This window comes from Variovorax rhizosphaerae (assembly GCF_037889975.1).
In the GTDB taxonomy this organism is placed as follows: domain Bacteria; phylum Pseudomonadota; class Gammaproteobacteria; order Burkholderiales; family Burkholderiaceae_C; genus Variovorax; species Variovorax rhizosphaerae.
Genome location: NZ_JBBKZT010000026.1, coordinates 15,355 through 41,048, shown reverse-complemented (window position 1 = coordinate 41,048; position 25,694 = coordinate 15,355). Strand labels below are relative to the sequence as shown.

The 25,694-nt window shown below is 66.2% G+C and carries 13 protein-coding genes; 12 read left to right on the top strand and 1 reads right to left on the bottom strand.

Going from position 1 to position 25,694, the window contains the following annotated elements:
- Positions 1-2: 2 nt before the first annotated feature.
- From holA to WKW82_RS34110, 7 genes are all read left to right on the top strand, one after another.
- Positions 3-1,076, top strand: coding sequence for a DNA polymerase III subunit delta (gene holA / locus WKW82_RS34140; protein ID WP_340347456.1), 1,074 nt, complete (start codon positions 3-5; stop codon positions 1,074-1,076).
- A complete protein-coding gene (locus tag WKW82_RS34135; RefSeq protein ID WP_340347455.1) occupies positions 1,073-2,350 on the top strand; it encodes a glutamate-5-semialdehyde dehydrogenase in 1,278 nt (425 codons plus the stop codon). Before holA ends, WKW82_RS34135 begins: the two co-directional genes overlap by 4 nt.
- A gap of 44 nt (positions 2,351-2,394) precedes the next feature.
- Positions 2,395-3,855 (top strand): Trk system potassium transporter TrkA, encoded by a 1,461-nt coding sequence (gene trkA / locus WKW82_RS34130; RefSeq protein ID WP_340347454.1) that lies wholly within the window; start codon positions 2,395-2,397, stop codon positions 3,853-3,855.
- A 16-nt stretch (positions 3,856-3,871) separates the two neighbouring features.
- On the top strand, positions 3,872-5,338 hold the full coding sequence (locus WKW82_RS34125; RefSeq protein WP_340347452.1) for a TrkH family potassium uptake protein: 1,467 nt from the start codon (positions 3,872-3,874) through the stop codon (positions 5,336-5,338).
- A gap of 97 nt (positions 5,339-5,435) precedes the next feature.
- The gene (gshA, locus tag WKW82_RS34120; RefSeq protein ID WP_340347451.1) at positions 5,436-6,722 is read left to right on the top strand and encodes a glutamate--cysteine ligase; all 1,287 of its coding nucleotides are present in this window, start codon (positions 5,436-5,438) and stop codon (positions 6,720-6,722) included.
- A 189-nt stretch (positions 6,723-6,911) separates the two neighbouring features.
- Entirely contained in the window at positions 6,912-8,780 is a 1,869-nt protein-coding gene (locus tag WKW82_RS34115) for a potassium transporter Kup (RefSeq protein WP_340347450.1), read from the top strand.
- A 187-nt stretch (positions 8,781-8,967) separates the two neighbouring features.
- Positions 8,968-9,696 (top strand): SDR family oxidoreductase, encoded by a 729-nt coding sequence (locus WKW82_RS34110; RefSeq protein WP_340347449.1) that lies wholly within the window; start codon positions 8,968-8,970, stop codon positions 9,694-9,696.
- 48 nt (positions 9,697-9,744) lie between these two features.
- On the opposite strand, the gene WKW82_RS34105 is transcribed toward WKW82_RS34110, so the two are convergent.
- Complete coding sequence (locus WKW82_RS34105) at positions 9,745-10,674, bottom strand: polysaccharide deacetylase family protein (RefSeq protein WP_340347448.1); 930 nt, start codon at positions 10,672-10,674, stop codon at positions 9,745-9,747.
- 192 nt (positions 10,675-10,866) lie between these two features.
- Here WKW82_RS34105 and WKW82_RS34100 point away from each other — a divergent pair, with 192 nt between their 5' ends.
- The 5 genes from WKW82_RS34100 to WKW82_RS34080 all read left to right on the top strand — a co-directional run bounded on the left by WKW82_RS34100 (position 10,867) and on the right by WKW82_RS34080 (position 25,693).
- The gene (locus WKW82_RS34100; RefSeq protein ID WP_340347447.1) at positions 10,867-12,093 is read left to right on the top strand and encodes a benzoate/H(+) symporter BenE family transporter; all 1,227 of its coding nucleotides are present in this window, start codon (positions 10,867-10,869) and stop codon (positions 12,091-12,093) included.
- Complete coding sequence (gene gshB / locus WKW82_RS34095) at positions 12,090-13,037, top strand: glutathione synthase (protein WP_340347446.1); 948 nt, start codon at positions 12,090-12,092, stop codon at positions 13,035-13,037. The genes WKW82_RS34100 and gshB overlap by 4 nt, the downstream gene beginning before the upstream one ends.
- 419 nt (positions 13,038-13,456) lie before the next feature.
- Positions 13,457-21,913 (top strand): SdrD B-like domain-containing protein, encoded by an 8,457-nt coding sequence (locus tag WKW82_RS34090; RefSeq protein WP_340347445.1) that lies wholly within the window; start codon positions 13,457-13,459, stop codon positions 21,911-21,913.
- A gap of 259 nt (positions 21,914-22,172) precedes the next feature.
- The gene (locus WKW82_RS34085) at positions 22,173-24,380 is read left to right on the top strand and encodes a type I secretion system permease/ATPase (RefSeq protein ID WP_340347444.1); all 2,208 of its coding nucleotides are present in this window, start codon (positions 22,173-22,175) and stop codon (positions 24,378-24,380) included.
- Positions 24,377-25,693 carry an HlyD family type I secretion periplasmic adaptor subunit gene (locus WKW82_RS34080; protein WP_340347443.1) on the top strand — a complete coding sequence of 439 codons (1,317 nt, stop codon included), beginning with the start codon at positions 24,377-24,379 and terminating at the stop codon, positions 25,691-25,693. Before WKW82_RS34085 ends, WKW82_RS34080 begins: the two co-directional genes overlap by 4 nt.
- The last annotated feature ends 1 nt before the right edge of the window (position 25,694 follow it).

Genomic DNA, 25,694 nt, shown 5'->3' with positions numbered 1-25,694 from the left:
CCATGGAACTCGCCCTCGGCCGGCTCGCGGCGCACCTCAAAGACGGCCTGCGCCCGCTCTACACCCTTCACGGCGATGAGCCGCTGCTCGCGCAGGAAGCGGCCGACGCCATCCGCACGGCCGCGCGCACACAGGGCTACACCGAGCGCAGTTCGTACACCGTCGCCGGCGCCCACTTCGACTGGAGCGCCGTGCTCGCGGCCGGCGGATCGCTGAGCCTGTTCGCCGACAAGCAGATCGTCGAGATCCGCATCCCCTCCGGCAAGCCCGGCAAGGACGGCAGCGTGGCCCTGCAACAGCTGGCCCAATCGGCCGTCGGCAACGACAGCACGCTCACACTGGTCATGCTGCCCCGCCTCGACAAGGCCACACGCACCGGCGCCTGGTTCGGCGCGCTCGAATCGAATGGCGTGGCGCTGCAGATCGACCCGATCGACCGCGCCGCCCTGCCCCAATGGATCGCCCAGCGCCTGAGCCTGCAAGGCCAGCGCGTGAAGGCTGGCGAAGAGGGCCAGCGCACCTTGCAGTTCTTCGCGGACCGCGTCGAAGGCAACCTGCTGGCCGCGCACCAGGAGATCCAGAAGCTCGCGCTGCTGCATCCGCCCGGCGAGCTGGGCTGGGAGCAGGTCGAGAGCGCGGTGCACAACGTGGCCCGATACGACGTGTTCAAGCTCGGCGAGGCGGTGCTGGCCGGCAATTCGCAGCGCGTGGCGCGCATGCTCGACGGCCTGCAGGCCGAGGGCGAGGCCGAGGTGCTGGTGCATTACACGCTGGCCGAGGACATCCGCGCGCTCAAGCGCGTGAAGGACGCGATGGCCGCCGGTCGCCCGCTGCCGATGGCCCTGCGCGAGAACCGTATCTGGGGCAACAAGGAACGTGCCTTCGAGCGCGTGCTGCCACGCATCGACGAGCGCCGGCTGAACCAGCTGCTGCGCGCGGCCCATGTGGTCGACGGCATCGTCAAGGGCCTGAAGCAGCCCGACTGGCCCGCCAATGGCTGGCAGGCGCTGCACCGGCTGGCGCAAATGACCTGCCGCGCCTGCGCCGGTGCAAGCGGTGGGAAAATGCCGGCATGAACGCGTTCAACGTCAACGAACACATGCAGGCCCTGGGCCTGCAAGCCAAGGCCGCTGCCGCCCAGATGGCGCGCGCCGATGCCGCCATCAAGAACAAGGCCCTGAAGGCACTGGCCCGCCGCCTGCGCGAAGCCGGTCCAGAGCTGGCCGAAGCCAACGCCCGCGACATCGACCGTGCCGTCGCCGCGGGCCTGTCCGCGCCGATGGTCGATCGCCTCAAGCTCACGCCCAAGGTGCTGGCCACCGTCGCCGAAGGCTGCGAACAGCTCGCCGCCATGCCCGACGTGATCGGCGAGATCATCGGCATGAAGCAGATGCCCAGCGGCATCCGCGTCGGCCAGATGCGCGTGCCGCTCGGCGTGTTCGGCATGATCTTCGAGAGCCGGCCCAACGTGACCATCGAGGCCGCCAGCCTGGCCATCAAGAGCGGCAACGCGGCGATCCTGCGCGGCGGCTCGGAGGCCATTGAATCGAACAAGGCGCTGGCGCTGCTGGTGTCGGAATCGCTGGCCGAGGTCGGTTTGCCCGTGGATGCGGTGCAACTGGTGCAGACCACCGACCGTGAAGCCGTCGGCCGCCTCATCGCTATGCCCGAATACGTCGACGTGATCATCCCGCGCGGCGGCAAGGGCCTGATCGAGCGCATCAGCCGCGAGGCCAAGGTGCCGGTGATCAAGCACCTGGACGGTAATTGCCATGTGTTCGTGGACGACACGGCCGACATCGACATGGCACTGAAGATCGTCGACAACGCCAAGACGCAGAAGTACAGCCCCTGCAATGCCGCGGAAGGCCTGCTGGTCACGGAAGCGGTGGCGCCGAAGTTCCTGCCGCGGATCGGCCAGGTCTTTGCGACCAAGGGCGTGGAGATGCGCTGCGACGCTGCCGCCGGCGCCATCGTGCGAGGTGCCGGATTGGCCGCGGTCGACGCGGTCGAATCCGACTGGTCCGAGGAATACCTCGCCGCCGTCATCAGCATCAAGGTGGTGAAGGACGTGGACGAAGCCATCGCCCACATCAACCGCTATTCCAGCCACCACACCGACGCCATCGTCACGCGCGACCACGTCCATGCCCAGCGCTTTCTGCGCGAGGTCGATTCGGCCAGCGTCATGGTCAACACCAGCACGCGCTTCGCCGACGGCTTCGAGTTCGGCCTCGGCGCGGAAATCGGCATCAGCACCGACAAGTTCCATGCGCGCGGCCCGGTCGGCATCGAAGGACTGACCTCGCTGAAGTACGTTGTTCTAGGCCAAGGCGAAGTCCGCAGTTGAAGCTGGCTCCTTCAGGCGTATAAAGCGCCCCGGGGGAGCACAACTTGAAAATCATCATCCTCGGCGCAGGCCGAATCGGCGAGAGCGTCGCGGGCACGTTGGTGTCCGAACGCAATGACATCACGGTCATCGACACGGACGCGCGGCGCCTGCGCGAGCTGGAAGACCGCTTCGAGCTGCGCGGCGTGGTCGGCAGCGGCATCGACCCTGACGTGCTGGCCGAGGCCGGCGCGCGCGACGCCGACATGCTCATCGCCTGCGCCGCGCTGGACGAGACCAACCTGGTGTGCTGCAAGGTGGCGCACCAGGTGTTCGGCATTCCCACCCGCATCGCACGCGTGCGTTCCAGCGCCTTCAAGGACGACAGCCCGCTCGTCGGCAAGGATGGCTTCGCGGTCGACCGCATCATCTGCCCCGAGGAATCGCTCACCCGCTACATCGGCAAGCTGGTCGAATACCCCGAGGCGCTGCAGGTGCGGGAATTCGCCGGCGGCCTGGCCTGCCTGGTGTCGGTGCGGGCAGTGGCCGGGGCGCCGCTGGTACAGCACAGCATCGCGGAGTTGAGCGAGTGCGTGCCGAATGCCGACATGCGCATCGTCGCGATCTACCGGCGGCTGGAAGACAGGCCGGACGTGTTCATCACCTGCGAGGGCATCACCCGCATCGAGCCGGGCGACGAGGTCTTCGTCCTGTCGGCGCGCGAGCACCTCCCAGCGGTGCTGACGGCACTGCACCGGTACGACCAGTCGGCCAAGCGGGAGGTGGAGCGCATCATGATCGCGGGCGGCGGCCGGGTCGGGCTGCGGCTGGCCAAGCAACTGCTGGCGACGGGCCGCAACTACCAGCTCAAGGTGCTGGAGCGCGACCACGACCGCTGCGTGCAATTGGCCTCCGAACTGCCCGGGGTGCTGGTGCTGCACGGCGACGGCACGGACGAGGACATGCTGGAAGACGAGGGCATCGAGACCATCGATCTCTTCCTGGCGCTGACCAGCGACGACGAGGACAACATCATGGCCAGCCTGCTGGCCAAGCGCATGGGCGCGACGCGCGTGCTGGCGCTGATCAACCGGCGCACCTATGCGGAGCTGATGCACGGCACGCAGATCGACATCGCGTTGTCGCCCTCGCAGACCATGCTGGGCGAGTTGCTGGCCTATGTGCGGCAGGGCGACGTGCAGGCGGTGCACAGCCTGCGGCGGGGCGTGGCCGAGGCCCTGGAGATCGTGGCGCGGGGCGACCGCAAGACCTCGCGCGTGGTCGGGCGCAGCATCGACGACCTCAAGCTGCCCAAGGGGGCGCAGGTCGGGCTCATCATGCGCGGCCTGCCCGAGATCGACGTGGACGCGCCGCCGACCACTGAACTGCCGCTGCCGCCCAAGGTGATCATTCCGCACGGCAACACCGTCATCGAGAGCAACGACCACATCGTCATCTTCATTCCACGCAAGCGCCAGATCCGCGAAGTGGAAAAGCTGTTCCGCGTCAGCGCGACCTTCTTCTGACCCCGGGGCCTTCGACATGATCGATTTCTTCCCGGTCCTGCGCGTGCTGGGCGCGCTGCTCACCTTCTTCTCGCTGGGGATGCTGCTGCCCTGCGTCGTGTCCTGGGTCCAGAAGGACGGGCTGGTCCACGTCTGGGGCATTTCGGCGGGGACGGCGTTGGTGAGCGGGGCGCTGCTGTGGGCCGGCCTGCGCAAGTTCAAGCGGGAGCTGCAACCGCGCCACGGCATCTTCCTGGTGTCGCTGACCTGGGTGCTGCTGCCATTCTTCGCGAGCGTGCCGCTGATGTGGGCGCTCGACGACATCGGCCGCCCGATCAACTTCACGCATGCCTATTTCGAGGCCGTTTCGGGGCTCACGACGACGGGCGCCACGGTGCTCACCAAGCTCGACGAACTGCCGCTGTCGATCAACTTCTGGCGCACCTTCCTGCAGTGGCTCGGCGGCATGGGCATCCTGGTGCTGGCGGTGGCGATCCTGCCGTTGCTGGGCGTGGGCGGCAGCCAGCTCTTCAAGGCGGAAATCGCCGGTCCGATCAAGGACAGCAAACTCACGCCGCGCGTGAAGGAAACCGCCAAGGGCCTGTGGGGCATCTACTCGACCTTCTCGATCGTCTGCTTCCTGGCCTACTGGGCGGCGGGCATGACGCTCATGGACGCCCTCATGCACATGTTCAGCACGGTGAGCCTGGGTGGGCTGTCCTCGCATGACGCGAGCTTTGCGCATTTCAATTCGGGATGGCTGGAGGCGATCTCCGTCGTCTTCATGCTGGCGGCGAGCTGCAACTTCGCGCTGTACTTCGTCGCCGTGCGCAAGCGCAGCCTGCGCGGCTTCTGGCGCGACCTGGAGATGCGCGCGACGATCATCGCGCTGCTTGGCGGCGGCCTGGTGGTCTCGGCCGTGCTGTGGGCCAAGGGCATCTACGGCCCGCTCGATTCGCTGCGCCTCGGCATCTTCCACACCGTCTCCGTGGCCAGCACCACCGGCTATGCCACCGTCGACTACCTGAAATGGCCGGCCTTCGCGCCGATGCTGATGCTGTTGCTCTCCGGGCTGGCCACCAGCGCCGGCTCGGCAGGCTGCGGCATCAAGATGGTGCGGGTGCTGATCCTGGTCAAGCAGGCGCTGCGCGAGATGACCCGGCTGGTGCATCCACGCGCGGTGCAGCCGGTGACGCTCGGCAACACAGTGATCGACAACCGGGTCATCTTCTCGGTGCTGGCCTTCATGCTCGTGTACGGCGTGACCATCATTTCGCTGAGCATGCTGCTGGTGCTGACCGACCTAGACCCGATCACCGCGTTCAGCGCCGTGGTGGCCAGCGTCAACTGCACCGGCCCGGGGCTGGGGGACATCGGGCCGTCCTCCCATTTCGGCGTGCTGACGGACTTTCAGGTCTGGGTCTGCACCTTCGCGATGGTGCTGGGGCGGCTGGAACTTCTGAGCTTCATCGCACTGCTCACGCCGTCCTTCTGGCGCAAGTAGTCAGGCGTCGCGCCGACGCCGTTGGGCGGTTGCAAAGCGGGCAGTCAGCCCCAATTCCCTACAATCGCACTCCGGTTTTCCGAAGGTCACCCCGTCCATGGTCCCCCACCTCGTCACCGCCCTGACCGGCCCCATCAACGAGCTCGAGCAGCGCGTGCTCGACTCCATGCCGGCGATCGAGCGCTGGTTCCGGCTGGAGTGGATGGAGCACACGCCGCCGTTCTACACCTCGGTCGACGTGCGCAATGCCGGCTTCAAGCTGGCGCCGGTGGACACCAACATGTTCCCGCGCGGCTGGAACAACCTGACCCGGGAGATGCTGCCGCTGGCCGTGCAGGCCGCCCAGGCCGCCATCGAGAAGATCTGCCCGGAGGCGCGCAACCTGCTCGTCATTCCGGAAAACCACTCGCGCAACACCTTCTACCTGGCCAACGTCGCCCAACTGGTGCACATCTTCCAGATGGCCGGGCTCAACGTCCGTGTCGGCTCGATCGACCCGCAGATCAAGACGCCGAAGAAGATCGCGCTGCCGAACGGCGAGACGGTCTGCCTGGAGCCGGTGGTGCGCACCAAGCGCCGCCTCGGGCTGAAGAACTTCGACCCCTGCACCATCCTGCTGAACAACGACCTGTCGGCCGGCATCCCGGGCATCCTGGAAGACCTGCACGAGCAATACCTGCTGCCGCCGTTGCATGCCGCCTGGCCGTCGCGGCGCATGAGCAACCATTTCCACAGCTACGAGGAGCTGTCCAAGCGCTTCGGCAAGCTGCTGGGCATCGACCCGTGGCTGATCAACCCGATGTATGCGCGGGCGCAGGGCGTCAACTTCGGTTCGAAGACCGGCATGGACGTGCTGGCCAGCCATGTGGACACGGTGCTGACCAAGGTGCGCCGCAAGTACAAGGAATACGGCATCAACGAGAAGCCCTTCGTCATCGTCAAGCCGGACAACGGCGCGGCGGGGGTGGGCGTGCTGACGGTGCGCGACGTCAAGGACCTGGACAACCTCGACCCCAAGACGCGCAGCATGATGAGCCCGACCGCCGAGTTCGAGCCGCTGATCGTGCAGGAAGGCGTGCTGACCAACGAGCGCGTGCACGACGGCGTGGCCGAGCCGGTGGTCTACATGATGGACCGCTACGTGGTCGGCGGCTTCTACCGCGTGCATGCCGGCCGCAGCCCGGATGAAAGCCTGGTCTCGCCAGGTGCGAGCTTCGTGCCGTTGGCTTTTTCGGAGAGTGCGCACTTACCTCAGCCAGGCGCCAAGCCGGGTGCCAGCGCGCCGAATCGCTTCTACATGTACGGCGTGGTGGCCCGGTTGGCGATGGTCGCGGCCAGCTACGAGCTGGAGGCGACCAATCCGGATGCCGAGGTCTACGAGTGAGCTTTCGCGTGCGTGTAGCACATTCGATTGATGCCAACGGGCCACAGCGCCCCTTGCGGCGCTTGGCCGCAGCGTCAAAATAGCAACCCCACAGCAATCGGACAAAAAGAGGGCGGGAGGGTAAGCGAGGCAGCGCAGGCGGCCCGCGGTGCCCGGCAGCTTTCGCCGACCCGCTCTCCAGCGACCTTCGTGTCAGCCCCCAAATCCTCATCCCCCGCGCTGATCATCGCGGCCATCGGCGTCGTCTACGGCGACATCGGCACCAGCGTGCTCTACGCGATGAAGGAAGTGTTCGCGCACGGACACGTCCAGTTCACCATCGAGAACGTCTACGGCATCCTGTCGATGTTCTTCTGGACCCTGACGGTCATCGTCTCGCTCAAGTACGTGGTGCTGGTGCTGCGCGCCGACAACGAGGGTGAAGGCGGCCTGGTCGCCATGCTGGCACTGGCCTCGCAGGCGGTGCACGACAAGCCCAGGTTGCGCCAGGTGCTGCTGATGGTGGGCATCTTCGGCACCTCGCTGTTCTACGGCGACGGCGTCATCACGCCGGCCATCTCGGTGCTGTCGGCGGTCGAGGGCCTGGAGGTGGTGTCGCCGCACTTCACCCGCTACGTGATCCCGATCACCCTGGTGGTGCTGTTCTGCCTGTTCTTCGTGCAGAAGAACGGCACGGCCGGCATCGGCAAGTTCTTCGGGCCGATCACGCTGATATGGTTCGCGGTGATCGCCGTGCTGGGCGTGAACCAGATCCTCACGCACCCCGAAATCCTCAAGGCGCTGAGCCCGCACTACGCGCTGAAGTTCATGTGGGACAACCCGGTCACCAGCTTCATCATCCTGGGCGCGACGGTGCTGTGCGTGACCGGGGCAGAGGCGCTCTATGCCGACCTCGGCCACTTCGGCAAGGGGCCGATCCGCATCGCGTGGTTCTCGGTGGTCATGCCGGCGTTGACGCTCAACTATTTCGGCCAGGGCGCGCTGCTGCTGGGGAGCCCCGAGGCGGTGAAGAACCCCTTCTTCAACATGGCGCCGGACTGGGCGCTGATACCGCTGGTGATCCTGGCGACGGCGGCCACCGTGATCGCGTCGCAAGCGCTCATCACCGGCGCCTTCAGCGTCACGCGCCAAGTCATCCAGCTCGGCTACCTGCCGCGCCTCAACATCGAGCACACCAGCGTGCGCACAGCCGGGCAGATCTACATCCCCTTCGTGAATTGGGGACTGTTCGTGGCCATCGTGCTGGCAGTGGTGATGTTCCGTTCGTCGAGCAGCCTGGCCGCGGCCTACGGCATTGCCGTGACCACCGACATGCTGATCACCACGGTGCTGACCTTCTTCGTGATCCGCTTTGCCTGGAAGCTGCCGCTGGCGTTGTGCATCGCGTCGACGGCCATGTTCTTCATCGTCGACTTCCTGTTCTTCGCGTCGAACTTGCTGAAGCTGTTCGAGGGCGGCTGGTTCCCGCTCCTGATCGGCGGCTGCGTGTTCACGCTGATGATCACCTGGAAGGAAGGCCGCCGCCTGATGGGCGAGGTGCAGCGCGCCGATGCGATCGACCTGCAGAGTTTCCTGGATTCGGTGTTCGTGAGCCCGCCCACGCGGGTCGACGGCACGGCCGTGTTCCTCACCGCCGAGCCCGGCGTGGTGCCGAACGCGCTGCTGCACAACCTCAAGCACAACAAGGTGCTGCACGACCAGAACATGTTCGTCACGGTGCGCAATCACCAGGTGCCTTGGGTGCCGATGGACAAGCGCATCGAGATCGAGGCGCTCGGCCATCACTGCTGGCAGATCACGGTGCACTACGGCTTCAAGAACGACATCGACCTGCCGCGCGCGCTGGAGCATGCCCGCATGCGCGGCTGCCAGCTGGAGCCGATGACGACCAGCTACTTCCTCTCGCGCGATGTTGTCATCCCGACGCTGGGCAGCGGCATGGCACCGTGGCGCGAGAAGCTGTTCGCGCAGATGCACCACAGCGCGAGCGGCGCGGCGGGCTTCCTGGGGCTGCCGAACAACGCGGTGGTGGAGCTGGGGTCGAAGATAGAGATCTAGTCCACTGATCACTGAGATCGGATGGTTGCTGTCCACCCGATCCTGCCCATTCAGCCGACGGGCTGCCACGGCTCAGGGATGTTCCCGCCCTGCCAGCGCAGGAGAGTATCGGTCGAGCACTTTGCGATATGCCCGGCGCCCTCGGCGAGGTCTATCGTCGCCTCCAGGACTGAACCGGAGACACAGCATGGCAAGAGAACTGGAAGGCAAGGTGGCCGTCGTCACCGGCGCCGCGTCGGGCATCGGCCTGGCGAGCACCGAGGCGATGCTCGCCGCCGGCGCACGCGTGGTGATGGTGGACCGCGACGACGCGGCGTTGCAAGTGCATTGCAGCAAGCATGGCGATGCGGTGATCCCGCTGGTCATCGACCTTCTGGACGCCAAGGACTGCGCGACGCTGCTGCCCCGCGTGCTGGAACTGGCCGGCCAACTGGACATCCTGCATGCCAATGCCGGCAGCTATGTCGGCGGCGACCTGGTCGACTCGGACACCACGGCCATCGACCGCATGCTCAACCTCAACGTCAACGTCGTGATGAAGAACGTGCACGACGTGCTGCCGCACATGATCGCGCGAAAGACCGGCGACATCATCGTCACGAGTTCCTTGGCGGCGCACTTCCCGACGCCTTGGGAGCCCGTCTACGCGTCGTCGAAATGGGCGATCAACTGCTTCGTGCAGACGGTGCGGCGCCAGGTGTTCAAGCATGGGATCCGTGTCGGCTCGATCTCGCCGGGGCCGGTGATCAGTGCGCTGCTCGCGGACTGGCCGGCGGAGAAGCTGGCGGAAGCCAAGGCGTCCGGCAGCCTGCTGGAGACGAGCGAGGTGGCCGAGGTGGTGCGGTTCATGCTGACGCGGCCGCGAGGCATGACCATTCGCGACGTGGTCATGCTGCCGACCAACTTCGATCTCTGAACCGAAGTTGCACAGCCACCCCGGCTGCAATGCGCCCGGGACTTCAGTTCAGATCGCGCTGAATTCCTCCGGCCGTTCGGCCGCCAGCGCTTCCATGTGCCGGCAGATCCCGCCGGGTGTGGTGAACCAGATCTCACCTTGGTCGCGCGCCGCGGCAAAGACTTCGAGCACCGTGCGCAGGTGCCGCAGCCGGTACGGTTGGCCGAAGATGTAGGGATGCAGCGCCAGCCCCATCACCAGCGGCTGGCGCGCGGACTGTTGCAGCATCTCGTCGAAGTTGTCGCGCACCATCGCGCAGAAGTCCTTTGCGTCCATCTGGCGCGTCACGATCATCGGGATGTCGTTGAGTTCCTGCGGATAGGGCACGGCCCACAGCGACCGGCCGCTGCGCGTGTGCATGCGCGTGGGCTGGTCGTCGTGGCACCAGTTGAGCGTGTAGCGGTAGCCGGTCTCGGCCAGCAGGTCGGGGGTCAATCTGCTTTCGGAGATCCAGGGCGAAAGCCAGCCCGTTGGCGCTTGTCCGCTTTCGCTGGCCATGCGGGCGCTGCAGCGTTGCAGCAAGGCGCGCTCGCCGGCTTCGTCGAACTCGGCCTGCCGCTCGGCATTGCTGTGGCCGTGGCCGATGAGTTCGTCGCCGCGCGCGACCACGGCTGCGACGAGTTCCGGACAGTGGTCGTAGAGCGCGGTGTTGACCAATGCGCCGGTCGGCAACCCGAGTTGGTCGAACAGTTCCATGCAACGCCAGGCACCGACGCGGTTGCCGTATTCGCGCCAGCCATGGTTCAGCACATCCGGCTCGGCCGAAGGCGGCCCGATGCGCGCGCCCAACCCGTCGCCGAACGCGAAGTGCTCGAGGTTGAAGCCCAGGTAGACCGCCAGCCGCGCGCCGTTGGGCCAGTGCCAGTCGGGGCGGCGCGTGATCGGCGAGTAGTCGAAGCGCCCGTGGTGGGGCAGCAGGTGGGGCCAGCGTTCGGTCATGTGATGCGGTCTAGGCGATTCGAGTGGATGCGCGAGCGGGTGCCGCAAGAAATGCGCCGCGAGGATAGCCAGCGCTGCGGAGGCCCACGGCGGTCGGCCTCGGATCTTTCCATATGTGCATGTCCAAAGTCCGACGACCGGCACGGAAGCCTTGTCCGGGCGACGGCCCCGCCCAGCCGGCACAATCGCCCGATGCGTTTTTTCAAGGACCTCAGCCTGTCGGCGTTCACGGCAGGATTCGTCGCCGTGCTCGTGGGCTTCACGAGTTCGGTGGCCATCGTGTTCCAGGCCGCGCTGGCCTTTGGCGCCTCTCCGGAAGTCATCAGTTCGTGGATGTGGGCGCTGGGCCTGGGCATGGGGCTGGCGTCCGCCCTGCCCTCGCTGTGGTGGCGCATGCCGGTGATGATTGCGTGGAGCACGCCGGGCGCCGCGGTGCTGGCCGTGGCCGGTGCCGGCTATTCGATGAACGAGGCGGTCGGCGCCTTCATCGTCTGCGCGGTGCTCATCACCCTCGCGGGCGCCACCGGCTGGTTCGAGCGCGTGATGAACAAGATCCCGATGGAGATCGCCTCCGCGCTGCTCGCGGGCGTGCTGGCGCGCTTCGGCTTGCAGGCCTTCACCGCCGCGCAGACGGCCCTGCCGCTGGTGCTGCTGATGCTTGCCACCTACCTGCTGGCCAAGCGCTTCGTCGCGCGCTATGCGGTGCCGCTGACATTGCTGGTGGCGATCGTCTTCGCCGCGGCGCGCGGCCAACTCGCTTGGTCTGAAGTCCACTTCCACCTCGCAATGCCGGTGTTCACGATGCCCGTGTTCACCTTGCAGGCAGCCATCAGCCTGGCGCTGCCGCTCTTCGTCGTGACGATGGCCTCGCAGAACCTGCCCGGCGTGGCAGCGATCCGCGCGGCCGGCTACGACATGCCGGTCAGCAAGCTCATCACCATCAGCGGCTTGGTGACGCTCGTGCTCGCGCCCTTCGGCGCCTTCGCGCTGAACCTCAGCGCCATCACCGCCGCCATCTGCATGGGCCGCGAGGCGCATGACGACAAGGCGCGGCGCTACACGGCGGCCGTGAGTTGCGGCGCGATCTACGTGGTCATCGGCCTGTTCGGCGCGGCCGTCACCGGCTTGCTCACCGCCTTCCCGAAAGAACTGGTCGCGGCCATCGCCGGCCTGGCCTTGCTCGGCACCATCGGCGGCGGACTCGCCGCAGCAGTGCGCGACGACGCCCATCGCGAGGCCGCGCTCATCACCTTCCTGGTCACGCTTTCCGGCGTCACGCTGGCCGGCATCGGCTCGGCCTTCTGGGGCGTCGTCGCCGGCGCCGTGGCCCTGGGCATCCAGAGCCTGGGCAGCCGCCGGGCCGCCTCCGTGCCCGCTTCCACTTCCACACCCTCGTCCGCCGAAAAGGCTCCCCGATGAACATCCTCTTCGTTGCCGACCCGCTCGAACAATTCAAGATCTACAAGGACACCACCTTCTCGATGATGCGCGAAGCGCAACGCCGCGGGCACAGCGTCTCGGCCTGCGAGCCGCGCGACCTCGGCTGGCAGACCGGCCAGCCGGTGACGGCCACCGTGCGCGACATCACACTCACCGGCCATGCCGACCAGTGGTTCACCGAGACGCCCGCGCGCGCCACCCCGCTGCACACCTTCGACGCAGTGATCATGCGCAAGGACCCGCCCTTCGACGCCGAATACATCTACGCCACGCACCTGCTCGGCCAGGCCGAACGCGAAGGCGCCAAGGTCTTCAACAGCCCCGCCGCCCTGCGCGACCATCCCGAGAAGCTCGCCGTGATGGAGTTCCAGCAGTTCACCAGCCCCACGCTCGTCACGCGCGACCCCGCCGCCGTGCGCGCCTTCCATGCCGAGCACAAGGACATCATCCTCAAGCCGCTCGACGGCATGGGCGGCATGGGCATCTTCCGCGTGCGCGAGGACGCGCTGAACCTCGGCTCGATCACCGAGACGCTCAACAAGAACGGCGCCGAAACCATCATGGTCCAGCGCTTCGTGCCCGAGATCTCGCTGGGCGACAAGCGCATCCTCATCATCGCCGGCGAGCCGGTGCCTTTCGTGCTCGCGCGCATCCCGCAAGGCACCGAGGTGCGCGGGAACCTGGCGGCCGGCGGCAAGGGCGTGGCGCAACCGCTCTCCGACAGCAACCGCAAGATCGCCGAGGCGGTAGGCCGTGCGCTGGCTCCGCGCGGGCTGCTCCTGATCGGCCTCGACGTGATCGGCGAGTACGTCACCGAGATCAACGTCACCAGCCCGACCTGCTTCCAGGAAATCTCGGACCAGACCGGCTTCGACGTGCCCAGGCGCTTCATCGACGCGCTGGAGCAAAGCCTGGCGGCGTGACGCCGTCGAGGCATCAACAGCGGGCGTCTGCCTTGGTGACAAATGCTCAACATTGATGCCTTCAATTCCGTGTAAAGGTTCCAATCTCCACCTGGACTAGAACGATTGGCGGGCTACCGCTTAGCACTTTGTGTTTAGTATTCGTGCCGGGTCCGTTTACTTCGGTGAGTGGGCCCGATTGGTAGGGGGATGCATGAAAAACATCGACGGAGCACTCGTGCGTGCGACCGGCGGATGCAACAAGACAGCTAGGCCACGTGCAAGGCCCTGGGATTTCCCCCAGGACCTGCGGGATTGTGTGCGAGCGGTTGCGTAACTCCCTCTTCCTTTCGCTGTTCCTGGCCTTTCTGCGCAGTCGCACCTACGTGTCGACGGTCGAATAAGCCGGGGTTTGTTTTGTCAGCCAAGGACCGCTCAATATGGCCTCCCCCTACTTTTCTTCTCCGATCGTCATCACCAAGCCGGCGGCGCCCGGCAATGACAGCTACTACGATGTCCTGTTCAATGCGGTGTCGCCGCTTGGTCCCACGGGCACGGTCTTGAATGCCTGGTGCATCCAGCCACAGGTCTACCTCGACTACAACAACGGACTCTCCTACGCCGGCTTCGGCTATGCCGCCTTCGAGGTGTCGGCCGAGAACAATTTCACCTCGGACGGCGCCATCAACTGGCTGCTCAACTACTACCGCAGCGGAACGAGCAGCTTCACCGCCACCGACGTCCAGAACGCGATCTGGTACCTGATTACCCACGATCCTTCGTACGGCAGCACGCTGGCCGATCTTGCGCTGACCCACAACGATTTCGTCCCCGATGCGGGTGAGGTCCTGGCTGTCGTCATCGACCCCGTCAGGTGGGAACAGTTCCACGACCAGAACCTCATCGTCGAGACCCGTGCCGCCAAGCTCGGCGACCGCGTCTGGAGCGACAGCAACGCCAACGGCATCCAGGAAGCAGGCGAAGCCGGCATTGCCGGTGCCAAGGTGGAACTGGTGCGCGACGCCAACGGCGACGGTGCCATCAGCGCCAACGAAGTGCTCGCCAGCACCACCACTGACGCCAATGGCAACTACAGCTTCAAGGGCCTCACGCCGGGCGTGGGCTACCAGGTTCGCTTCACCGATCCGGCCGGCTACGACGCGGCCAGCCCGCGCCAGGTCGACGGCAACGCAGCCTCTGGCACCAACAGTGACGGCAAGCTGTCGAACATCACCTACCTCGCGCCAGGCGAATACAACGCCACCGTCGACTCCGGCTTCTACAAGTACGCGAAGATCGGCGACCGCGTCTGGAACGACACCAACGGCAACGGCGTGCAGGACGCGGGCGAGACCGGCAAGTCCGGCGTCCGGGTCGAGCTCTACACCTGCGGCGTCAACGACCAGCCAGGTGCGCTCGTCGCCACGCAGACCACCGACGCCAATGGCAACTACAGCTTCTCCGGCCTGAAGCCGGGCGACTACATGGTCAAGTTCATCGCCACCGACGGCACCGTGCTGAGCACGGCCAACGTCGGCAACGATGCGCTCGATTCGGACGCCGGCAGCAACGGCTTCACCGGCTGCTACACCCTCACCTCCGGCGAGACCAACAACACTGTCGATGCGGGCTTCAAGCCGAACAACACGGCCAGCCTCGGCGACCGCGTCTGGAACGACACCAACGCCAATGGCATCCAGGATGCCGGCGAAACCGGCAAGGCCGGCGTCATCGTCAACCTGTTCGTGTGCATGGACGGCGTGCCGTCCGGCCTGGTCGGCAGCACCGTGACCGACGCCAACGGCAACTACCACTTCAACAACCTGCCCGCCGGCATGTACATCGTGCAGTTCACGAGTACCGACGGCTCGGTGCTGAGCACGGCCAATGCCGGCGTCAACGACGCCACGGATTCCGATGCGGGCGCGGGCGGCCTCACCGGCTGCTACACGCTGGCAGTGGGCGAAACCAACAACACCGTCGATGCAGGCTTCTACAAGACCGCCACCATCGGCGACCGCGTCTGGGAAGACACCAACGGCAACGGCGTGCAGGATGCGGGCGAAACCGGCAAGTCCGGCGTCCGGGTCGAGCTCTACACCTGCGGCGTCAACGACCAGCCCGGTACGCTGGTTGCCACGCAGACCACTGACGCCAACGGCAACTACAGCTTCACCGGCCTGAAGCCCGGCGACTACATGGTCAAGTTCATCGCCGCGGATGGCTCGGTGCTCAGCACCGCCAACGTCGGCAACGATGCGCTGGACTCCGACGCCGGCAGCAACGGCTTCACCGGCTGCTACACGCTGGGCTCGGGCGAAACCAACAACACGGTGGATGCCGGCTTCTACAAGCCCGCCACCATCGGCGACAAGGTCTGGAACGACACCAACGGCAACGGCGTCCAGGACGCCGGCGAAACCGGCAAGGCCGGCGTCACGGTGCAGCTCTACACCTGCGGCGTCAACGACCAGCCCGGCACGCTCATTGGCACGCAGACCACCGACGCCAACGGCAACTACAGCTTCACCGGCCTGAAGCCCGGCGACTACATGGTCAAATTCATCGCCAACGACGGCTCGGTGCTCAGCACCGCCAACGTCGGCAACGATGCCTTCGACTCCGATGCAGGCGCGAACGGCTTCACCGGCTGCTACACGCTCAAGTCGGGCGAGACCAACACCACCGTCGACGCCGGCTTCTTCAAGCCCGGCAGCATCGGCGACACCGTGTGGCTCGACACCAACCGCAACGGCTATCAGGACGAGACGGGCACGGGCGTGGCCGGCGTCACGGTGCAACTCAAGGGCGCGGGCGCCGACGGCGTGTTCGGCACGGCCGACGACACCACGCTGGCAACCACCACCACGGACGCCAACGGCAAGTACCTGTTCACCAACCTCGCGCCAGGCGACTACCAGGTGCAGTTCGGCAACCTGCCGGCCGGCACCGCCTTCACCACGGCGAACTACGGCAACAACGGCTACGACACGATGGACAGCGATGCCAACCAGTCCACTGGCCGCACCGACACCATCACCCTGACGCCGGGCCAGAACCGCACCGACGTGGATGCGGGTCTGGTCGACAAGCTGGGCAGCCTGGGCGACCGCGTCTGGTTCGACGCCAACCGCAACGGCCTGCAGGATCCGGGTGAAGCCGGCATCGGCGGCGTGCTGGTGCAGTTGTACAAGACCGGCGCAGACGGTCTGGTCGGCACGGCCGATGACGTCTACGTGAACCAGATGTTCACCGCCGCCGATGGCAAGTACCTGTTCGACAGCCTCGAAGCCGGCAACTACTACGTCAAGACCTATGGCTACAACTGGGCCATCGATCCGACGACCACCGTCTTCACCCAGGGCGATGCAGGCACGAACGACGCCATCGACTCGGACGTCACCAAGGTGGCGGCCAACATTGGCTACACCAATGCGGTCACTCTCGGCAAGGGCGAGCAGAACCTGACGGTGGACATCGGCTTCACCTCGAAGCTGGGCAGCATCGGCGACACCGTCTGGGTCGACACCAACCGCAACGGCTTCCAGGACGAAGGCAACACCGGCGTGGCTGGCGTCACGGTGCAACTGAAGGGCACGGGCGCGGACGGCGTCTTCGGCACGGCCGATGACATCACCCTCAAGACCACGACCACGGATGCCAACGGCAAGTACCTGTTCACCGACCTCACGGCCGGCAACTACCAGGTGCAGTTCAGCGGCCTGCTGCCAGGCACCGAGTTCACCACGGCGAACTACGGCAACAACGGCTACGACACGTCCGACAGCGATGCCAACCAGGTCACTGGCCGCACCGACACCATCACGCTGACGGCGGGTCAGGACCGCACCGACGTGGACGCCGGCATTCGCGACAAGCTCTCCAGCCTTGGCGACCGCGTCTGGTTCGACACCAACCGCAACGGCATCCAGGATGCGGGCGAAGCAGGCATCGGCAACGTGCTGGTGCGCCTGTTCAACGTCGGTGCGGACGGCGTGGCCGGCACCGGCGACGACGTGCAACTGGCCGACAAGTACACCGACGCCAACGGCAACTACCTGTTCACGGACCTGAACGCCGGCAGCTATGCCGTCAGGACCTACAACGGCCACGGACTGAACGCTGCCACGCAAGAGGCAACGATTGCCAACGCCGGCACCAACGATGCCGTCGACTCCGACCTCACCAAGCTCGATGCCGACCGCGTGGGCGGCTTCACCGACGTGGTCAAGCTCGGCAAGGGCGAGCAGAACCTGACGGTGGACATCGGCATCACGGCTCGGCTCGGCTCAATCGGCGACACCGTCTGGGTCGACACCAACCGCAACGGCTACCAGGACGAGACGGGTACGGGCGTGTCCGGCATCACGGTCCAATTGAAGGGCGCGGGCGTCGACGGCGTGTTCGGCACGGCCGACGACACCACGCTCAAGACCACGACCACGGACGCCAACGGCAAGTACCTGTTCACCGGCCTCACGGCGGGTGACTACCAGGTGCAGTTCAGCGGTCTGCAGCCGGGTACCGAGTTCACCACGGCGAACTACGGCAACAACGGCTACGACACGGCCGACAGCGACGCCAACCAGACCACCGGCCGCACCGACACCGTCACGCTGACGGCGGGTCAGGACCGCACCGATGTGGACGCCGGCATCCGCGACAAGCTCTCCAGCCTGGGCGACCGCGTCTGGTTCGATACCAACCGCAATGGCATCCAGGATGCGGGCGAAGCCGGCATCAAGGATGTGCTGGTGCAGCTCTACAGGACCGGCGCAGACGGTCTGGTCGGCACCGGCGATGATGTCTACGTGAACCAGATGTTCACGCTGGCCGACGGCAAGTACCTGTTCGACGATCTCTCCGCCGGCAACTACTACGTCAAGACCTACGGCTACAACTGGACCATCGATCCGACGACCACCGTCTTCACCCAGGGCGATGCAGGCACCAACGACGCCATCGACTCGGACGTCACCAAGGTGGCGGCCAACATCGGCTACACCAACGCGGTCACTCTCGGCAAGGGCGAGCAGAACCTGACGGTGGACATCGGCTTCACCTCGAAGCTGGGCAGCATCGGCGACACCGTCTGGGTCGACACCAACCGCGACGGCTACCAGAACGACGGCAATACGGGCGTGGCTGGCGTCACGGTGCAACTGAAGGGCACGGGCGCGGACGGCGTCTTCGGCACGGCCGATGACATCACCCTCAAGACCACGACCACGGATGCCAACGGCAAGTACCTGTTCACCGACCTCACGGCCGGCAACTACCAGGTGCAGTTCAGCGGCCTGCTGCCAGGCACCGAGTTCACCACGGCGAACTACGGCAACAACGGCTACGACACGTCCGACAGCGATGCCAACCAGGTCACTGGCCGCACCGACACCATCACGCTGACGGCGGGTCAGGACCGCACGGACGTGGACGCCGGCATTCGCGACAAGCTCTCCAGCCTGGGCGACCGCGTCTGGTTCGACACCAACCGCAACGGCATCCAGGATGCGGGCGAGGCGGGTATCGGCAACGTGCTGGTGCGCCTTTACAACGTGGGCGCGGACGGCGTCGCTGGCACTGGCGACGACGTGCACGTGGCCGACAAGAACACCGACGCCAACGGCAACTACCTGTTCACCGAACTGAACGCCGGCAGCTATGCCGTCAGGACCTACAACGGCCACGGACTGAACGCTGCCACGCAAGAGGCAACCGTGGCCAACGCCGGCGGCAACGATGCCACCGACTCCGACCTCACCAAGCTCGACGCTGACCGCGTGGGCGGCTACACCGACGTGGTCAAGCTCGGCAAGGGCGAGCAGAACCTGACGGTGGACATCGGCATCACGGCACGGCTCGGCTCGATCGGCGACACCGTATGGATGGACACCAACCGCAACGGCTACCAGGACGACGGCAACACCGGCGTGGCTGGCGTCACGGTGCAGTTGAAGGGCGCTGGCGCCGACGGTGTGTTCGGCACGGCCGACGACACCACGCTGCAGACCACGACCACGGACGCCAACGGCAAGTACCTGTTCACCGGCCTCGTTGCCGGCAACTACCAGGTTCAGTTCAGCAACGTGCCGGCGGGCTATCAGCTCACCACCGCCAACTACGGGAACAATGGCTACGACACGGCTGACTCGGACGCCAATCAGCAAACGGGGCGAACCGACACGATCGCCCTCGCCGTTGGCCAGGACCGCACCGACGTGGATGCGGGCATCAGCACCGGCACGGCGAGCATTGGCGACTTCGTCTGGGCGGATGCCTGCGGCTGCGGCGTGCAGGACGCCGGCGAGAAGGGCTTGGCTGGCGTGAGCGTTTCGCTGCTCGGCGCGGGCGCGGACAAGGTCTTCGGCACCGCCGACGACATCAAGGCCACGACCACCACCGATGCCAGCGGCAAGTACAGCTTCAACAACCTGCTGGGTGGCCAGTACCAACTGACCTTCGGTGCACCCGCGGGCTACGAGGCTGTCAAGGCCAACAACAGCAACGCCACTTCCGCAACCGACAGCGACATCGATGCCAACGGCAAGACCGGGATCATCAATCTCGCCACCGGTGAGGCCAACAAAACCATCGATGCGGGTTTCGCGAAGTTCTCGGCCACGGTGGGCAACCGGGTCTGGAACGACACGAACGGCAATGGTCTGCAGGACGCCGGTGAATCGTCTGTGGCCGGCGTGAAGATCACCCTGATCGGCGCGGGCAAGGACGGCGTGTTCGGCACCGCTGACGACAGCAGCCGCAGTACGACGACCAATGCCAACGGCTGGTATGGCTTCGGCGCGGTGGCTGCGGGCCAGTACAAGATCCACGCCGACGCTCCCACCGGCATGGCTTTCACCACGCAGACGGCTGGTGGACGCAGCGGCATTGACAGCAACGTCGATGCAGCGGGCAACTCGGCGGCCTTCACCATCAAGCATGGTCAGAGCGAAACCGGCATCGATGTGGGCCTGATCAAGGCGGGGCTTGCCTCCGTCGGCGATCGCGTCTGGCTGGACACGAACAAGAACGGGATCCAGGATGCCGGCGAGGCGGGCGTGGCAGGCGTCACCGTGACGCTGCGCGGTACCGGCTCGGGTGGGTTGCTGGGTGATGGCAACGACACCTTCTCCACCACCGTCACCGATGCCAACGGCAATTTCAGGTTCACCAACCTGCAGTCCGACAGCCTGTACGACCTGGGCACGGCGGCACTGCCGGCCTACATGACGGGTTACACCGCCGCGATGAGGGGTACGAATGGCGGCCTGGACTCCGACGTGGGTGCGGATGGACGCACGGGCTGGTTCCGGCTGAACGCCGGCGAGCAGAACTCGATCGTCGATATCGGTCTGGTCTCCAGCTACGGCGAGTTCAATACGTTCAAGCTGGCGGAGGACGTCCAATCCTTCATCGGGTGGGATTCCTTCAGCAGCACGGTGGGCGATGGCAAGGGCGTCATCACCATTTCCAGCTTGCCTGCGAGCGGATGGCTCTGGTACTACACGCCGACTTCCGAATGGAAGATGGTGACGGCAGGTCAGTCGATCTCCCAGGCGGAGATCCAGGCAGGAAAGCTGCTGTACATACCGGGTGTGAATCAGTCGGGTGGACCGGAATACAGCACGGCCGGTGAAGGCAACATGAAGGCGCACTACTCGTCCTTCGACTATGTGGAAACCAGTGGCGGCGCGACGGTCAAGGGTCACATGACGATCGATGTGGCACCGGTGGCCGACGGCGTGGCGACAGTCACTTCGGTCACGATGGGCGGGTACACCGCCCCCGACTGGCAGACCGTCAATGCCCAGGGCAATGCCGTTGCCGTGGGTACGGCCGGCGGCTATGTCGGTGTCTGGCATCAGGTCACCATCGCCGGGACGAACTCTTCGCCCGACACCGATGGCAGCGAGAGCCTGTTCTACAAGGTGACGATCAACCAGGTCGACTACGCTGTGGCCCCGACTTTCCTGAAGCTGGCCGATGGCACGATCGCACAGGCGGACGCCAACGGTGACTACTGGCTCAGCGCCGCGCAGGCTGCGAAGTTCTACGAGTTCCGCCAATGGGGCAGCGGCCCCAACGGCAGTGTGATGAGCCATCAGGACGTGACGGCTCAGGCTTTCGTCGTGGAGACCGATTCGGAAGGCAACATCGTTTCCAAGGCCGGCGGCAATTGCATGACCTCGGCGAACAACACGCCGCTGGTGCTGGACCTGAATGGCGATGGCGTCCATACGGTGGGCAGCGACCATGGCGTGAGCTTCGACTTCGTCGGCAACGGCACCCACACGCAGTCCGGCTGGGTCGATCGTCACGATGGCCTGCTGGCGCTGGACCTCAACGGCGACGGCAAGATCAACAGCGGCAAGGAACTGTTCGGCGATGCGATGGCACTGGTCAAGGGCGGAACAGCTTTCAACGGCTACGAAGCCCTGGCCCAGTACGACGACAACCACGACGGCAAGATCGACGCAAAGGACGGGATCTTCTCCAGCCTGCGCGTCTGGGTGGACGGCAACGGCAATGGCAACACCGATGCCGGCGAGTTGCTGACCCTGGGCCAGGCGGGCGTGGCTGCGATGTCGCTCAATGCCGTCGAAGGCAGCGAGCAGCAGTTCGGCAACACGCTGGGCCTGACCTCCAGCTACACCGCCGCCGACGGCAGCACACATGCCATGGCGGACGTCTGGTTCGCTGGTACGCGTGAAACGCCGGCGCTGTCGGCTCTGGTGAGCGATGACTCCGTGCTGGATGCCGCCGGAATGGGGGCATCGGCCGGAGCAACCCAGGCATCGGTGGCCGAGGCGATGGATGTGTCGCAGGCCGCTGAACTGATCCGCAAGCTGGTGGCTTCCATGCAGCAGGGCGCGGAAGCGCACGCCGCAGCCGCCTGAACGGGCGCGCCTTGAAAGGGTGATCGGGTCGAAGGGCCCGATCACCCTTTTCTTGTTGAGATTTCGGACGGATCGCACCGGCCACCAGACCTTTCCCATGGCACCGGGGGCTTTGCCGCCCGATCATCCATGCAGCCCCAGAGGGAGGTGTCTCGCGCCACAGCCATACGGACCCGAAGCGTCCTGTCCCGGCCATGCGCGCGCGTTGTCCTCCCGTTTCGCATGAACTGTTCATGCAGCCCAGCCTTCCGGGCCTTACATGACCGACAACATTTCAAACCACGCTTCGGCGGAGACAGCAACCGCAAGGCTGCTGCCGCAATCGCCACTGCAAGAGAGCGTCGTCTTCCTGGCGCGCTTCTTCGGCGCACCGATCCAGGTCGAACGCCTGCGCGACAGCCTGGCTGCGCATGAGCAGGACCATCGCATCGTTCCAGAGGGCGAAGCCCTGGCCCAGCTGCTGGCCCATGGCGGCCTGACGGCCACGCCGCTGCCGGCCGGCCAGCGCCGCCGCCATACCGAACTGCCGGCGCTGGTGCTCGGCGAGAACGGCCGTTGCCTCGTCGTGCTCGCGCTCAAGGACGGCCAGATGGAATGCCATCTGCCCGCCATCGAGGGCGTGAGCTGGCTCGATGCCGATGCCATCGCGCGCGAGGTACCCAACGCGCGCTGGCTCGCTGTCCGCCCGCAACTCCATTTCGACCAGCGCAGCCTGCTCTACACCCTGCCCCAGATGGGCCGCTGGTTCTGGGACACCTTCGAGCGCAACCGCTGGATGTTCGTCTGGGCGCTGCTGGGCACGGTGGCGCTGAACATCTTCGGCGCGCTGATTCCCTTCTACAGCATGGCGGTGTATGACCGCGTGATTCCGCACAACGCGCTGGGCAGCCTGGGTGTGCTGACCTCGGCCGTCATCCTGCTCACGGGCTTCGAGTTCGTCATGCGGCTCTTGCGCAGCAACCTGCTCGAGACCGCGGCGCGGCGCATGGACGTGGCCCTGTCGGCCAAGGTGTTCGCGCAGTGCCTGCGCATGCGGGCGGCCGATCGTCCCGCCTCCGGCGGCGTGCTGGCCAACACCGTGCGCGACTTCGAATCGGTGCGCGAATTCTTCGCCACCAGCACGCTGACCGTTCTGGGCGACCTGCCCTTCATGGTGCTGTACCTAGCCGTGATCGCGCTGGTGGGTGGCAAGCTCGCGCTGGTCCCGCTGGTCTGCATCCCGATCCTGCTGGGCATCTCCTTCATGGCCCGCAAGCCGCTGGCGCGCAAGGTCAACGAGTCGATGCAAGAAAGCTCGCAGCGCACCGCGCACCTGTTCGAGACCATGAACGGCCTGGACACCGTCAAGGCGCTGGGCGCCGAGGCCTGGAGCCGTCGCAAGTGGGAGTCGCTGACGCAGGCGATCGCGCACAACAGCCTCGAGACGCGCGAGATCACGACGCGCATGAACTACGCCAACACGGCGGTGCTGGGCCTTGCCGGCGTGGCCGTGGTCGCGGTGGGCGCGATGCTGGCCGCCGATCACTCGCTGAGCATGGGCCAGATCATCGCGGTGAGCATGCTGACGGCGCGCGCCCTGTCGCCCGTGAGCCAGATCGCCGGCCTGGTGCTGCGCTGGGAGCAGACCAAGCTGAGCTTCACCGCGCTCAACAAGATCATGGCGGCGCCGACCGACGAGGCCGCTGCCAGCCTGCAGGCGCCGCCGCTCAGCGGCACCATCGAATTCCGCGACATGAGCTTCGGCTATCCGAAGCAGCCGCCGACCATCGAGCGGCTCAACCTGCGCATTCGCCCAGGCGAACGCGTCGGCATCATCGGCAAGCTGGGCTCGGGCAAGAGCACCTTGCTCAAGCTAATCCTGAACCAGTACGCGCCGGCCACCGGCGCCGTGCTGGTGGATGACATCGTGGCCACGCAGCTGGAGCCGCTGTCGTTGCGTCGCCAGATCGGCTATGTGCCGCAAGACGTCACGCTGTTTCACGGCAGCCTGCGCGAGAACATCGAGATCGGCCGCGTGCAGGGCGACGACGCGGGCCTGCTCGAAGCCATGCGCAATGCCTCCCTGGACGAGGTCGTCGCGCAGTTGCCGCAAGGCGTCGCCACCGAGGTCGGCGAACGCGGCGAGCGGCTTTCCGGCGGCCAGCGACAACTGGTCGCGATCGCGCGCGCCCTGTTGATGAAGCCGCCGCTGCTGCTGCTCGACGAGCCCAGCAGCATGGTCGACCCGGCCACCGAACAGAAGCTCATCGCCCGCCTCCGCGCGCTGCCGCGCACCACCGTCGTGCTGGTCACGCACCGCATGGCCATGCTGGCGCTGATCGATCGCCTGATCGTGATGGACCGCGGCCGCGTCGTGGCCGACGGCCCGCGCGACGAGGTGCTGAAGGCCTTGGCGCAGCGGCCCCCAACCGATGGTGCGCCCCCCCGGCCCCAGGCGCCTTCCCAGGAATTGCGAGTTGCGTCATGAGTGAAGATCTGAAATCCCGGCCGCTGCCTGCGGCCCATCCCGACCCGGACCACGGGCCGCGCCGCACGGTGCTGGCCATGGTGGGGGTGGTCGTCCTCTTCCTCGTCGTGGCACTCACCTGGGCCACGGTCGCCGACCTCGATGTGGCGGTACAGGCCCGCGCCGTGGTCACGGCGCCGAGCAAGATGCAGGAAGTGCAAAGCCTCGAAGGCGGCATCGTGCAGGACCTGCTGGTGAAGGCCGGCGACCACGTCAGGAAAGGCGAGCTGCTGGTCCGCCTGGACACAGCGCAATACACGGCCGGCCGCGGTGAAAGCCGCCAGCGCTATCTCGCCGCACTCGCGGGACGGGCGCGCACCGATGCGCTGCTCAATGGCGGCGCGCCGAAGTTCGACCCGGCCTGGAGCGCCGAGGCGCCCGACCTGATCGACAAGGAAATGCAACTGTGGCGCGACGGCCTGCGCGAGTACAACGCGAGCGTCGAGGCGGCGCGTGAAGGCACGGCCCGCCACAGCAGCGAACTGCGCGAGGCCCAGGCCCGCATCCAGTCCTTGCAGCCGAGCGTGAAGGTGGCCGAGGAAGGCTTCGCGATCGAGGAGCGCCTGTTCAAGGAAGGCGCCGGTGCGCGCGCCGACTACCTGTCCGCGCAACAAAAGCTGTTGGGCCAGAAGGCCGAGCTCGACGCGCTGCGCCAGTCGATCCCGCGCCTCAGGGCCGCCCTGGCGGAAGCCGACGCGCAGGCCACGCAAGCCACCTCGCGCCTGCGCGCCCAGTGGGGCGCCGAGCGTTCGGAATTCGAGACCAAGGTGACCAGCATCGCCTCGACGCTGGAAGGCCACGACGACCGCGTGGCGCGGCGCGAGCTGACCTCGCCGGTGGATGGCGTGGTCAATCGCGTGCTCGTTGCCACCAAGGGCGGCGTGGCGCTGGCGGGCAAGCCGATCCTCGAGATCGTGCCCGACGAGTCGCTGTTGCAGATGACCGCACGCGTGCAGCCCTCGGACATCGGCTTCCTGCGGCCCGGCCAGGATGCGCATGTGCGCGTGCTGGCCTACGACTCCGCGACCTACGGCCAGATGGATGCCAAGGTCGAGCGCGTGGGCGCCGATGCGGTGGTCGACGAGAAGGGCGAGTCGTACTTCGAAGTGCAGTTGACGGCCGCGCGCGACCAGTTGAAGTCGCATGGCAAGCCGCTGGCGATCAGCCCCGGCATGCCGCTGGACGTGAGCATCCTCACCGGCCAGCGCAGCGTCATGCAATACCTCTTGAAACCAGTGCTGCGCGGTGTGCAAGGCGCGCTGCAGGAACGTTGAT